This window comes from Streptomyces angustmyceticus (assembly GCF_040701845.1).
In the GTDB taxonomy this organism is placed as follows: Bacteria; Actinomycetota; Actinomycetes; order Streptomycetales; family Streptomycetaceae; genus Streptomyces; species Streptomyces angustmyceticus_A.
The window spans coordinates 714,892-726,920 of record NZ_JBFBHQ010000002.1 but is presented as its reverse complement, the minus strand read 5'-3'; the positions used below and the strand labels follow the sequence as shown (position 1 = coordinate 726,920).

13 protein-coding genes are annotated in these 12,029 nt (G+C 70.6%); 4 read left to right on the top strand and 9 right to left on the bottom strand.

What is annotated here, in order from left to right; translation table 11 throughout:
* Nucleotides 1-115: 115 nt before the first annotated feature.
* The 6 genes from AB0411_RS07170 to AB0411_RS07145 form a co-directional block, all read right to left on the bottom strand.
* Nucleotides 116-652 carry a hypothetical protein gene (locus AB0411_RS07170; protein WP_366416231.1) on the bottom strand — a complete coding sequence of 179 codons (537 nt, stop codon included), beginning with the start codon at nt 650-652 and terminating at the stop codon, nt 116-118.
* 137 nt (nt 653-789) lie between these two features.
* Nucleotides 790-999, bottom strand: a complete 210-nt coding sequence (locus tag AB0411_RS07165; RefSeq protein ID WP_366416230.1) for a hypothetical protein — start codon at nt 997-999, stop codon at nt 790-792.
* Between the two features lie 244 nt (nt 1,000-1,243).
* Entirely contained in the window at nt 1,244-1,864 is a 621-nt protein-coding gene (locus tag AB0411_RS07160; RefSeq protein WP_366416229.1) for a LysE family translocator, read from the bottom strand.
* Between the two features lie 163 nt (nt 1,865-2,027).
* The gene (locus AB0411_RS07155; RefSeq protein ID WP_366416228.1) at nt 2,028-3,659 is read right to left on the bottom strand and encodes an amidase; all 1,632 of its coding nucleotides are present in this window, start codon (nt 3,657-3,659) and stop codon (nt 2,028-2,030) included.
* Between the two features lie 224 nt (nt 3,660-3,883).
* Nucleotides 3,884-5,050, bottom strand: coding sequence for an acyl-CoA dehydrogenase family protein (locus AB0411_RS07150; RefSeq protein WP_366416227.1), 1,167 nt, complete (start codon nt 5,048-5,050; stop codon nt 3,884-3,886).
* A 74-nt stretch (nt 5,051-5,124) separates the two neighbouring features.
* Nucleotides 5,125-6,324 (bottom strand): CaiB/BaiF CoA transferase family protein, encoded by a 1,200-nt coding sequence (locus tag AB0411_RS07145; RefSeq protein ID WP_366416226.1) that lies wholly within the window; start codon nt 6,322-6,324, stop codon nt 5,125-5,127.
* A 301-nt stretch (nt 6,325-6,625) separates the two neighbouring features.
* Here AB0411_RS07145 and AB0411_RS07140 point away from each other — a divergent pair, with 301 nt between their 5' ends.
* Both AB0411_RS07140 and AB0411_RS07135 read left to right on the top strand, forming a co-directional pair.
* On the top strand, nt 6,626-6,901 hold the full coding sequence (locus tag AB0411_RS07140) for an alpha/beta fold hydrolase (protein WP_403146704.1): 276 nt from the start codon (nt 6,626-6,628) through the stop codon (nt 6,899-6,901).
* A gap of 176 nt (nt 6,902-7,077) precedes the next feature.
* The gene (locus AB0411_RS07135; protein WP_366416225.1) at nt 7,078-7,959 is read left to right on the top strand and encodes a hypothetical protein; all 882 of its coding nucleotides are present in this window, start codon (nt 7,078-7,080) and stop codon (nt 7,957-7,959) included.
* Nucleotide 7,960: 1 nt separating this feature from the next.
* Here AB0411_RS07135 and AB0411_RS07130 read toward each other — a convergent pair whose 3' ends face one another.
* Both AB0411_RS07130 and AB0411_RS07125 read right to left on the bottom strand, forming a co-directional pair.
* Nucleotides 7,961-8,848: a DUF2268 domain-containing protein gene (locus AB0411_RS07130; protein WP_366416224.1), complete on the bottom strand. Its 888-nt coding sequence runs from the start codon at nt 8,846-8,848 to the stop codon at nt 7,961-7,963.
* A gap of 132 nt (nt 8,849-8,980) precedes the next feature.
* Nucleotides 8,981-9,379, bottom strand: coding sequence for a DUF6303 family protein (locus tag AB0411_RS07125; RefSeq protein WP_366416223.1), 399 nt, complete (start codon nt 9,377-9,379; stop codon nt 8,981-8,983).
* A 570-nt stretch (nt 9,380-9,949) separates the two neighbouring features.
* Between AB0411_RS07125 and AB0411_RS07120 the strand changes: the two genes are divergently transcribed.
* A complete protein-coding gene (locus AB0411_RS07120; RefSeq protein WP_366416222.1) occupies nt 9,950-10,309 on the top strand; it encodes a PRC-barrel domain containing protein in 360 nt (119 codons plus the stop codon).
* 150 nt (nt 10,310-10,459) lie between these two features.
* Here AB0411_RS07120 and AB0411_RS07115 read toward each other — a convergent pair whose 3' ends face one another.
* The gene (locus AB0411_RS07115) at nt 10,460-10,960 is read right to left on the bottom strand and encodes a hypothetical protein (protein WP_366416221.1); all 501 of its coding nucleotides are present in this window, start codon (nt 10,958-10,960) and stop codon (nt 10,460-10,462) included.
* 191 nt (nt 10,961-11,151) lie between these two features.
* Between AB0411_RS07115 and AB0411_RS07110 the strand changes: the two genes are divergently transcribed.
* Nucleotides 11,152-11,913, top strand: a complete 762-nt coding sequence (locus tag AB0411_RS07110) for a class I SAM-dependent methyltransferase (protein WP_366416220.1) — start codon at nt 11,152-11,154, stop codon at nt 11,911-11,913.
* Nucleotides 11,914-12,029: the final 116 nt, after the last annotated feature.

Below are 12,029 nucleotides of genomic sequence, written 5' to 3'. Positions count from 1 at the left end.
CGGGCGCGGAATGGGTGCGGCGCGGGCGGGGGCGAGTCGGTGATCCGCGCCGGCCCGCCCCCTGCACCCGGCACGCACCCGGCACCCGGCCTTCAGGCTGCCGCGAAAGTCGGCATCACGGGGACTGGGGAGGTGGGAGCTGCCAGTTTCCCGAATGGCCGGGTGGCAGGGCCAGGTCGCGCCGGACGGCCGCGTAGTAGCGCTCGCGTGCGGTGCGCTGCTTCTCCAGGAGGGTCGACCAGGTCTCCGGGCTTTGTGTCCGGTCACGCAGGAACTGCTCCATGTCCATGACCGTGACGACCCATTCGCGGGCCATGGCCACGACATCCGGGGCACCGAGCATCAGCAGCGCCTCGCCGGCCGGATCCCTGGCGTCGCTGGCTTCGGCCACGTGCGGCGCTGCCTCTTCGGGTGACAGGGGGTGCGGATGAGGGTCGTTGCCGAGGTGGGAGGCGATGCGGTACGTGAGGGTGACGGACTTCTTCAGCGATCGTGCGAAGTCCGTGTAGGCCGCCAGTCGCCGCTCGTCCCAGCGGGCCGCCTGTTCGCGGCGGAAGCGCGCCTGATCGCCGCGCGTGGTCGCCAGATACGATCCGAGGGCACCGACGAGTACGCCTATCAGCGCGGGGAGTTGCTGCAGGAATCCGGACATGGCCGCACGGTATCCCGCGGACTCGGCGGCGAATTCTGAGGGCGTTCCCGCCCGCCCCGAGAAGTCCGGCGCGCGCGTCATGAGGGCGGATTTCGCTCACGGCGACGACCCGGCCGAGCCCCGTCTCGACCGCGCTGTCAGAATCCCGCGCCGCCCCCGCAAGAGGCTCCGCCCCCGGTACCGGTGTCGTTGTCCTCACCGGCCGTCCAGGCCTGCCCCGTGAAGCCCGCACCGGACCTCCTGCGCCCTGTCCGGCGGGGATGGAGGTTGGGCGGCTTCACGGTCATCCGGACGATCAGCGCGATGACGACGCAGAAGAACACTCCGAGCACCAGCCACGCGATCATGCACGCCCCCTGGTCCGCTCCTGTCAGACGTATCTGTTGGGGAGTGATGCCCGGCCAGGGCGATCGGTAATGCGCATCGGCGCGGAACCCAGGCCGGTCGCGCGCTTTCGTCGTGTTGCGTGCGAGGTCGTCTGGGACGAGGGCGGCGGGCACCGCGTCCGACGGCCGCCTGCCGGTGGATCGGTGGCTCGTCGGGGGGGCGGTGGATCGTGGCCCGCCGGTGGCCGGGCGCCGTCCGATGGGGTCAGGGCTGGGTGGTGGCGACCTTGATGCCGAAACCGATCAGGACGATTCCGGTGACCCGGTCCATGGCCCTGCGGACGGCGGGCCTGTCGAAGAACGCGCGGGCCCTGGCCAGCAGCATCACATAGCCGCTGAGCCAGACGAGGGTGAGGAGCGCGTGCAGGAGGACCAGCAGAGCCATCCCGGTCTGCGAGGAGAGGCCGGACGGGGCGAGGGTGGGCAGGAGTCCGGTGTAGAAGACGGCGATCTTCGGGTTGAAGACGTTGCTCACCAGACCGGTCCGCCACGGGTTGCCTGCCGGGGCCGGCGCGTCGGGTGCCGGGGCGCCCGAGCGGCCGCGACGGCTGTGCCACAGTGCCTGGACGCCGAGGAAGGCCAGGTAGACCGCTCCGGCCAGCTTGACGAGGGTGTAGGCCGTGGCGGACGCGGCCAGGACGGCGGCCAGGCCCACCACCGTGAGTACGCCCCACAGCAGCAGCCCTGCCGTGATGCCGCCGACGGTCCGCAGGCCGTCCTGCCAGCCGGAGGTGAGGGCCTGCTTGGTGGTCACGGCCATGTCCGGGCCGGGCACCATGGTCAGCACGGCGAGCACACCCGCGGCGGCGAGGAACTGGAGGAGCATGGGTGCAGTGTCGCATCCGTGAACTGCCGCCTGCGGCGGTGGTACCCCGGATCCACCGCTCCTCGTTCACCGGCTCCGCCGCTCCAGGTCTCAAGGGCTCCCCTGCCGCACGGCCCCCTGCTCCGGCTCTGCGGCCGGACCAGGGGCCGCATCCGTACCCCTCTCAGCGGGACCGGGAGCCGTCGGGCCCCACGGACGGCAGGTAGCCCGGTGCCCGCCAGGCGTCCAGTCGGTGTTCCACCGAGGCGCCCAGCGACAGCAGCTCGGCGTCGTGGTGGTCGCCGGCCATCAGGAGCAGGCCGACGGGGAGCTGGTCCACGAAGCCGGCGGGTACCGACAGCGACGGGTAGCCGGCCACGGCCGCGGGGGTCGAGGACGGGATCACGTCGTTGTCGCCGCGGGCGCAGTCGGTGGTCCAGGCGGGAGGGTTCGTCGGCGAGGCGATGGCGTCCAGGTGGTGGGTGCGCAGGGTCTCGTCGATGGAGCTCCGGGAGAGGCGCCGCAGCTCGGCGCGCATCGCCCGGTAGGCGGGGTCGGTGGTGGGAGGCGCGGCGAGTGCCTTTTCGAAGAGCTCCTGGCCGGCGAAGCAGGTGCGCTCCGCCGGGTGGGTGCGGTTGAACTCGATCAGTTCGGTGAGGTTCCGCGGCCCGTGGCGCGTGGCGAGGTAGGCGTCGAGGTCCCGGCGGAACTCGCTGAGCAGCGCCGGGAATTCGAGTTCCGCGAGCCGTGCCTGATGCGGGGGCGTGACCTCGACGACCTCGGCTCCCGCAGCACGGAGTTTCTCCGCCGTACGGGTCATCACGGCGTCCACCTCCGGCCCGAGGGAGGGCAGCCGCCACAGGCCGATCCGCTTGCCGCGCAGACTGCCGGGGTGCGTCAGCCCGTTCAGGGAGCCCGGGGATCCGCCCGCGCGCGAGGCGTCGCCGCCCGCGAGCACGGAAAGGGTGAGCGCGGCATCGGTCACGTTGCGGGCCATCGGCCCCGCGGTGTCCTGCTCGGCGGAGATGGGCACCACCCCGGCTCGGCTGACCAGTCCGAGGCTGGGCTTGTGGCCGACCACACCGTTCATCCCGGCCGGGCAGACGATGGAGCCGTCCGTCTCGGTCCCGATCGCCACCTGTGACAACGACGCGGCGAGCGCGGCACCCGAACCGGCGGAGGACCCGCACGGGTTCCGGTCCAGGACATAGGGGTTGGAGGTCTGTCCGCCCACTGCCGACCATCCTGAGGTCGGCTTCTCCGCACGGAAGTTCGCCCACTCCGACAGGTTGGTCTTGCCGAGGATCACCGCCCCCGCGTCCCGCAGGCGGGTGACCAGGACGGCATCGGTGTCCGGCGGGGCCCCGGCGAGCGCCAGCGACCCGGCCGTCGTCGGCATGTCGTGGGTGTTGACGTTGTCCTTGAGCAGGACGGGGATGCCGTCGAGCGGGCCCCGGGTGGCTCCGTGCCGGTGCCTGGCGTCGCTGGCGGCCGCCTGGCGCAGCGCTGTCGGATCGGTGCGCAGCACCGCGTGGATCTTGGGGTTGATGTCCGTGATCCGCCGCAGATAGGCGTGGGTCAGGGCCGACGGGGTCAGCGAACCGTCGGCCATACGGGCCTGGAGTTCCGGGATCGTCACCGTGTCGAGGTCGACTCCCGGCAGCGGGGACGCGCCGGCCGACGGCGATGGACCACGGGCGCCGGGACCGGCCGCTCCCGCCTGCGGGTTCGGTGCGCCCGTGCTCGTGCTCGTGCCGGTGAAAAGGGACCCCGCCGCCAGCGCGGCGATCAGTGTGGCCATGCTCTTCTTCCCCATGGGGGTAGCCGACTACATACCGGCACCCGGCACAAGAGCGCCACCCGGACACCCGGCACGCGGACGGTGCCGGGTGTCCCGCAGGCGGGCCGGGGGTGTCAAGTGGCGGGCCGGGGGTGTCAGGCGGCGGTATGCGGGCCGTGCCACGGTGCGCGCCATCGCGTGGCGTCACCCCGTAGGCCCGTAGACCGGTAAACCCGTAGCCCCGTGCACCCCGCCCACCGTCAGCCGTCGAGCCCCCCGCGCTTCACGAGCTGGCTCGCGATCACATTCCGCTGGATCTCGTTGGTGCCCTCGCCGACGATCATCAGCGGGGCGTCGCGGAAGTACCGTTCGACGTCGAACTCGGTGGAGTATCCGTAACCGCCGTGGATTCGGACGGCGTTGAGGGCGATCTGCATGGCGGTCTCCGAGGCGAAGAGCTTGGCCATGCCCGCTTCCATGTCGACCCGGCGGCCGGCGTCGGCCTCGCGCGCGGCGTGCAGGGTGAGGTGCCGTGCCGCGGAGAGCGACGTGGCCATGTCCGCCAGGTAGTTGCCGACGGACTGGTGCTGCCAGATGGGCTTGCCGAACGACTCCCGCTCCTGTGCGTACGCCAAGGAATCCTCCAGGGCCGCACGGCCCACCCCGAGCGCACGGGCGGCGACCTGGAGCCGCCCGGTCTCCAGGCCCTTCATCATCTGCGCGAATCCCTTGCCCACGACGCCGCCCAGTACGGCATCGGCGGGAGCCCGGTAGCCCTCGAAGGACAGCTCGCAGCTCTCGACGCCCTTGTAGCCGAGCTTCGGCAGGTCACGGGAGACCGTGAGTCCGGGGCCGTGCTCGACGAGGAGGACCGACATGCCCTGGTGCGCGGGCGTGGCGTGCGGGTCCGTCTTGCACAGCAGGGCGATCAGCTGGGAGCGCCGGGAGTTCGTGATCCAGGTCTTCGCGCCGTCGACCATGTAGCCGTCCCCGTCCCGGCGTGCGACGGTGCGCATGGCCTGGAGGTCGGACCCGCCGCCCGGCTCGGTGAGGGCCATGGTCGCCCGGATCTCACCGGTGGCCATCCGCGGGAGGTAGCGGCGCTTCTGCTCGTCGGTGCCGTAGTGCAGCAACAGCTTGGCGACCACGGTGTGCCCGCCCATCGCTCCGGCCAGACTCATCCAGCCGCGGGCGAGTTCCTCGGTGATCAGGACGTAGCAGGGAGTGGAGACCGGGGTGCCGCCGTACTCCTCCGGAACGGCGAGCCCGAAGACGCCGAGCTGCTTCATCCTCTCGATCTGGGCCTCGGGATAGGTGTCGGCGTGTTCGAGCTTCCGGACGACCGGTTTGACGTCCTGGTCGACGAAGTCGTGCACCGTACTCACGATGAACTGCTCGTCCTCGGAGAGGATGTCGAGAGTGCTCATGCTGTAGCTCCTTGCTGGGGGCCGGCAGGGGTTGGGGGCTCCCTCCCCGCGTCCGATGCCGCGGGGGCGGGCCCTCACACGACGTGGTCGGCCCGCATGCCGTCGATCTCGGTGGTGCGGTAGCCCAGTTCGGTGAGGATCTCCTCGGTGTGCTCGCCGACTGCGGGGACGGCGCCCATGCGCGACGTGGTACCGGCGAGATCCGCCGGCGGCAGCAGCGCCGACACCATGTCTCCGGCCGGCAGCCGTACGTCCCGCCAGCGGTCCCGGCCGCTGAGCACCGGGTGCGCCAGGAACTCCCCGACGTCGTTGACCCCGGCGTTGGCGATGCGCGCCCGGTCCAGCAGCGTCATCGCCTCCTTGCTGTCCGACCTCCGGAACCGCTCGGCCACGATCGCGTTCAGCTCGTCGCGGTGGGCCACGCGGTCGGAGCCGGTGGCGAAGCGGGGGTCCGCGACGAGGTCGGGGCGCTCCAGGAACTGCTCGCACAGTGCGGCCCATTCGCGCTCGTTCTGGATGGAGAACAGGACGTCCTTGCCGTCGGCCGCGGTGTAGGCGCCGTACGGAGCGATGGTGGCGTGCTGGGTGCCGATCCGCGGGGGCTGGGTTCCGCCGTACGAGGTGTAGTAGGCGGGCTGGCTCATCCACTCGGCCAGCGCCTCGAACAGCGAGACCTCCACGGCGCGCGCCACACCCCTGGTCGCACGCGTGAACAGCGCGGTGAGGATGCCCGAGTAGGCGTACATACCGGCGGCGATGTCGGCCACCGACACACCCACCCGGGCCGGCTCCTGCGCGCTCCCGGTCAGCGACACCAGGCCCGTCTGGCACTGCACGAGCAGGTCGTACGCCTTGCGGTCGGCCCAGGGCCCGGTGGATCCGTAGCCGGAGATCGAGCAGGGGATCAACGTCGGGAAGCGCTCCGCCAGGGCCTCGGCGTCCAGGCCCATCCTGGCGGCCGCGCCCGGCGCCAGGTTCTGCACGAAGACGTCCGCCTGGGCGAGCAGGCGTTCCAGGACGTCCCGCCCCCGGTCCGACTTGAGGTCGAGCGTGAGGGACTCCTTCGACCGGTTGAGCCACACGAAGTAGCTCGACTCGCCCTTCACCGTGGTGTCGTACCGCCGGGCGAAGTCACCCTCCCCGGGACGCTCCACCTTGATGACCCGCGCGCCGAGATCGGCCAACTGGCGCGTGGCGAACGGGGCCGCCACCGCCTGCTCGACACTGACGACGGTGATGCCGGAAAGCGGCAGTTCTTCGGTGGGTCCGCTCATGCGGTGACCTCCAGGCTGGAAGGGCGGGGCGGGGGCGGCGTCGGCTTCAGGCTTCGGGGCTTCAGGCTTCGGCTTCGGCTTCGGCTTCGGCTTCGGTGCACTGCGCGGTTCGGCTCCTCTGCAGTGTCCCGGTCGGGCCGGGTTCTTGGGCCGTACGTGGCGCGCATGTACGGCAGTAGCATCATGAAAGCGCATGGCCGCGTGAGCGAAATAGCACCTGCTGATGCCCCATGGTGAGGGCGCCATGCCTGATGCAGAGGATGATCGCGGTCCTCGACCACCTGGGGGGTGGCGCGCGCCGATGTCTACGGCACCTCCATGGGCGGACTGGCGCCAGGAGCACCCCGGCCCGTACCGGACCCTCGGCGACCCCGGCATGCCGCCGCACGCCCGCCGCGGACACCTGGTGGCCAGCAACGAGCACGACGCCCGGGAAGCGCTCCCCGGGGTCAGTGCGCCCACGCTGATCCTGCACGGCGACCAGGACCGACTCACGCCACCGGACAACGTCCCACTGCTCACGGCTCGTCTCCCGCACACCAGGTCACACCTCTTCCCCGGCGCCCGGCACGCCTAGTTCGAAGAGTGCCGCCAAGAGGCCGGTCCGCTGGTGGCGTCGTTCCTCGGCGAGGGCGAGTAGCTCGCCACGTTTCTCTCCTTCCGCCTCATCCCTCACTGCGCGCACGATGATTTCGATCCGGGCCACCGGGCCACGACACTCCCCCGCCGCGCCGCACACAAGGACAGCTCACGATGCACTCCACCCCGCCCCCGCTCACCTCACACCTGGAGTCATGGGATCCGCAGCCGGTCACGGACGAGGACTCCTTGCCCGCCGGTCCGGTCGCCGCCATGTCGACGCTCCTGGACCTGCCACAAGCCGCCGCGACGACCGGCGATCGGCTGCCGCCGCTGTGGCACTGGCTCTACTTCCTGCACTGGCCGGCCCAACGGGACTTGGGAGCCGACGGACATCCGCAACAGGGGCACTTCCTGCCGCCCCTTCCCCACCGTCGGCGAATGATCGCCGGCGGCCGCTGCGACATCACCGAGCCGCTCCGCCTCGGCGAGCCGGCCGAGCGCCTCACCAGTCTGAGCAGTGTGACGGCCAAGCACGGCAGCACCGGTGAGCTGCTGTTCGTCACGGAGCGCCGCGCGTTCCGGCAGCGCGGCCGCACCTGTCTCGTCGAGGAACAGGACATCGTCTACCGCTCAGCACCGCCCACCCTCGGACAGCGAGAAGCCGTCACCGCTGCCGTGGACGGCTCCACCATGCCGGAACCCGATGGCCCATGGCAGCTCCCGCTGCACCCGGATCCGACCCTGCTGTTCCGTTTCAGCGCACTCACCGCGAACGCCCACCGCATCCACTACGACGCGCCGTACGCCCGGAACGAGGAGGGTTACCCGGGCCTCGTCGTTCACGGCCCCCTGCTGGCCCTGCTCATGCTCGAACTCGTCCGCCGCAACGCCCCCGCACGGCAGGTATGCACGTTGCGCTACCGGCTGCGACGCCCCTTGTTCGCCGGCGAACACCTGGTGGCTTGCGGCAAGCCCTCCGACGGGCACACCGAGCTGCACATCGCCACACACCGGGAACCCCGGCACGCCACGGCGGAGGTCACGTTCGCCTGACTCACACACGGGTCGGCACACCGGCGTTGACGAGGATCTCGCGCAGGGGCAGTGCGGTGCTCTGCGCGGCGGTCATGCCCGAAGCGGCCAAGTGGGCGTCCACGATGCGCAGTCCGACCCCGTACCCGGCGAAGTCCGGCAATCCCACGGGCCGTTGACCCATCTGTCGCGCGGTGGCGTCGCCGAAGACGTACGCGGGCAGGTTCCGCATCCCGGCCACGTCGATCGCGGACGTGATCTTCTCGTAGGCGCAGTCCAGGGCGTTGCCGGTCAGGCCCTTCGACCACGGCCCCATGGCCTCCTCGCCGGCCAGCTCCCGTACGAAGGCCTCCGCCAATCCCTCGGCGACCACCTGTTCCCCCACCGTGACGGTGGCCGGGTTCCAGGCCACGTTCGCATACCGCACATTGTGGTGAAGCTCGTGCGCCGCGGCATGGCCGATCTTCTGGAGGCTGGTGTCCGTGGGCCACATCGTCAGGTGGATCGCACCGGGGATACCCCCCATGCCGAGATAGCCGGCACTGCGGCCGACGAGCTGTTCGTCGTCGGGATCGCCGAGCACCAGCACGACATGCACGGTCCCGGCGTGCCGGATGCCGGGCACGGCACCGTGGAGTCGCTCCCACGCCGCGGCGAGAGCAGCCTCGATCCGAGTCCACACCCCCGCGTCCTGCATCCGGCGCAGCGCGGGCACGTACCGCGGGTCCTCGCGGTCGACGGCGAAACCGCAGCCCGACTGGTGCATCCGGACCAGATCCAGATCACCCGCCACGGACATCACGCTCTGGAGCGGGCGGAATATCTCTCGCAGGGCGTCGGGCCGTTCTCCCCGCGGTCGCCGCAGGAGATCGAGCATGGCGGACGCCGTGTCGTGAACAACGATCTTCATGACTCGGGACCGTAGGTCTTTACGTGGCGTAAGAGTCAACCGCGTTGGCGGGGCCGGGCCAGGAGTATGGAGTACGAGGCCGACGGCGGCCGTTCCCTCTCCTCAGCCACGGTCCCTTCTCCTGCCTTCCCCTCACTGGGTCCCCGCCGGGCTGGTGGGGTGAACTTCGGTGTGCGCCATCAGCTGTACGGGCGCATGATCGCCGTCCTGGCATTCGGCCCACTCCCAGTAATGGGAACGAGGGCCGTTCTGGACGTAGCCCAAGCGTGCGAGCGCCTTGCCGCGTGCGGTGAGAGTCGGCACCTGTGGTCCGGGCAGTTGCGTGGCGGGCCACTCGTCGGCGGGGACGCCGTAGAGGACCACGGCGACCTCCCAGCGTCCGTCGTCGGCCAACCAGGTCAGTTGTGCACGGGTGAGGTGACCGTGAGCCGTGGGATCCGGTTGCGGGCCGGGAAGTTCGGCCTGTGGTTCGGTGACCTCGGTCTCCGGGCCAAGAGGATCGGTCTGAGGTACGGGAAATTCGGCGGTCACGAGCTCTCCTCACTTCAGATGGCACAGTCACGACGGCCAACATCGGTCACGACGGGCAGCGCCGGCCACCCGAGCGGCCCCGGCCCGCGCACCGGTGTTGTGGCCGGGAAGCGTGCCCGCCGCGCGAGCTCCGAATCCCCGAACCACCCGATCGGGCCGCGTTCCGCTCCCCCATTTCTCACTCCCCGATCGCGTCCCGCTGCGGCATGGGCTTCACCCCCTCCGTGTGGCCGTGGCCTCGTGCGTTGTTGTCTGCGTCGCCTTCCTCCCTGCGCTTACCCAGCGCATCGGACACGAAAGGGATTCACCCCGACGGTTCCGCGCGGTCCCCACCTCCGACCGCCTGCGAACACACACGAAAGTGCAGGTGGCAGCCCTGGAACAGGTTCGGCCGCCGCAGGGAGACCAAGCCGTTTCCGTCCCTGATTCGGCCTCTCTCTAGGTGCTGACGCGTGTGACGTTCTGTTACCTGGGTAGGGCACGGTAACGAGCCGGGGTGGCGTCGCGGCGGCGGTCAACCTCGCGGAGCCGCCCCGGCCCGATAGTGCTGAGAGAAAGGAACCGACCGTCATGAAGAACATCTGGACGTACCCGGCAGACGTGGGCTACCAGGGGCACGAGCCGTTGACGGGGTTCACCGTGGAGACCCCCGACGGGACGTTGGGGCAAGTGGAACGTCAGATGAACGAGCCGGGCCGGCAGCACCTCATCGTCGACACCAGCGTGTGGGTCTTCGGCAAGAGCCTCCTGGTCCCCGCCGGCATCGTGCGCGCCATCGACACGGCCTCCAGGACGGTCACGGTCACCCATACCAGGGACGAGATCAAGGCCGCACCCCGCTTCAGCTTCGACAGCCAGACCACCGAAGCCGCCTACCTCACCGAGGTCGACACGTACTACGCCGGGCTCGGCCAGCCCGCCGCCCTGTGAGGCCCACGGCCGGCGCCACCAGGCCCTGAGACACCCCGGGCCGGGTGCTGTGCACACGGTGAACCCCGTGTGCACAGCACCCGGCCCTTGTCGTGGCACACCGACCGCTGACACACGCAGCTCCCGCCCTGCCGACCAAACCGTCGGCCGCTAGCTGCCGGTGACCTCACCCAAGCGCTTCACCACCGCGGTCAAGTGCTTCGTACCGATCGACATCTCCGCAGCCATCCTGTCGAACGACGCCTGGTCCTCGGCGTTCGCACCTTCTGTACAGGCTGCCGCCGACGCCTTCAAGTGCTGCAGCGCCAACGCCCATCGGCCGGCCATGGCCGTGTCCGGCATCGTGTCCCCACCCTGGGCGACCTCAAGATCCGCTGTGAGCTGGGCACAGCTTTCCTTGAGCGCCTCCAGATCCGCAGGGTGCGAATCCTTGTCGACGGCGCCAAGGTCTTTGCCCACCGTGTCGACGATCTCGGAGCCACCGGCGTCGGCCCACTCCTTGAACTCTTCCGCGGGGCTCAACGTCGCGGATGCCGAAGCGGTGGGCGATGGGGTCGGCTTGGACGCGGGCGTTGGCTCTTTGCCGCAGCCGGTCAGCAACAGTGCGCCGGCAAGGACACAGAGGGCAGGAAGACGGGAGATGTCGGTCATTGCCGGAGCATCCCAGCAGACCACGCACAGGCGGACCGGAGTGACCAATCCGTTACGGATTCAACTTTCGGGTCGGAAACGGCCGTCACATACGTGGCGATGCAGGCGACTTCGGCGATAGGGTCCGCCCCCGCCGGCGCGCGAGCCTCGTCGGGCTCGGCCGAGGTGGCTGATCGTGAGAGGAGCGTTCCGTGGAGGGGTTCGATCCCAGGACCAGTTTCGGGTACGAGGTGGCTCAGCGGTACGACGACGAGCCGCGCGGTGACGAGGCGGAGACCGTCGCGTTTCTGGCCGGGCTCGCAGGGCAACAGGATGCTCTGGAGTTCGCGGTGGGTACCGGCCGGATCGCATTGCCCCTCATGCGGGCGGGGGTGCGGGTGGGCGGCATCGAGTTGTCGCAGGACATGGTCGACCGGATGCGTGCGAAGCCGGGTGGCGATCGCATCGACGTGACCATGGGCGACATGTCCCGCGTCGGCACCGGCCGTACCTACGGGCTCGCCTACCTGGTCTTCAACACGATCGGTAACCTGCTCACCCAAGACGATCAGGTCCGATGCTTCCGGAACGCCGCCGGCCATCTGACCGCGGACGGCGTGTTCGTCGTCGAGTGCCGTATCCCCACCGCGCCCTCACGCCCCGGGCACCAGTACCTGGACACCGAGCACGTCGGTCTCGATCACGTCGACCTCGACGCCGGCCGCTACGACCCGCTGACCCAGGTCCTCGACCTGAACCACATCCGCATCAGCAGCGGGGGCATCAGGCTCTCCCCCATCAGACTGCGTCTGGCCCACCCTCCCGAGTTCGACCTGATGGCCCGCCTCGCGGGGCTCCGGCTCCGGGAGCGCTGGGGCGGGTGGAACGGCGAGCCGTACACCGCCGCAAGCTGGCGCCACATCAGCGTTTACGAGCGCGCGGACAGCCGCGCGGACAGCGCCGCGTCTCCATAGGGGCCACCGGACGGGGATCACCGGCCCGGGGGGGGCGGGGGGGGGGGGCCCCCCCCCCCCCGGCCCCGGGGGGGGGGGGGGGGGGCGCGCCCGGGGGGGGGGGGAAGCGACGCCCC

Excerpts from the sequence above, each read along its gene's own strand:
- AB0411_RS07170 (WP_366416231.1), bottom strand. The coding sequence starts at position 652 with ATGTCCGGATTCCTGCAGCAACTCCCCGCGCTGATAGGCGTACTCGTC.
- AB0411_RS07165 (WP_366416230.1), bottom strand. The coding sequence starts at position 999 with ATGATCGCGTGGCTGGTGCTCGGAGTGTTCTTCTGCGTCGTCATCGCG.
- AB0411_RS07160 (WP_366416229.1), bottom strand. The coding sequence starts at position 1,864 with ATGCTCCTCCAGTTCCTCGCCGCCGCGGGTGTGCTCGCCGTGCTGACC.
- AB0411_RS07155 (WP_366416228.1), bottom strand. The coding sequence starts at position 3,659 with ATGGGGAAGAAGAGCATGGCCACACTGATCGCCGCGCTGGCGGCGGGG.
- AB0411_RS07150 (WP_366416227.1), bottom strand. The coding sequence starts at position 5,050 with ATGAGCACTCTCGACATCCTCTCCGAGGACGAGCAGTTCATCGTGAGT.
- AB0411_RS07145 (WP_366416226.1), bottom strand. The coding sequence starts at position 6,324 with ATGAGCGGACCCACCGAAGAACTGCCGCTTTCCGGCATCACCGTCGTC.
- AB0411_RS07140 (WP_403146704.1), top strand. The coding sequence starts at position 6,626 with ATGTCTACGGCACCTCCATGGGCGGACTGGCGCCAGGAGCACCCCGGC.
- AB0411_RS07135 (WP_366416225.1), top strand. The coding sequence starts at position 7,078 with ATGCACTCCACCCCGCCCCCGCTCACCTCACACCTGGAGTCATGGGAT.
- AB0411_RS07130 (WP_366416224.1), bottom strand. The coding sequence starts at position 8,848 with ATGAAGATCGTTGTTCACGACACGGCGTCCGCCATGCTCGATCTCCTG.
- AB0411_RS07120 (WP_366416222.1), top strand. The coding sequence starts at position 9,950 with ATGAAGAACATCTGGACGTACCCGGCAGACGTGGGCTACCAGGGGCAC.
- AB0411_RS07115 (WP_366416221.1), bottom strand. The coding sequence starts at position 10,960 with ATGACCGACATCTCCCGTCTTCCTGCCCTCTGTGTCCTTGCCGGCGCA.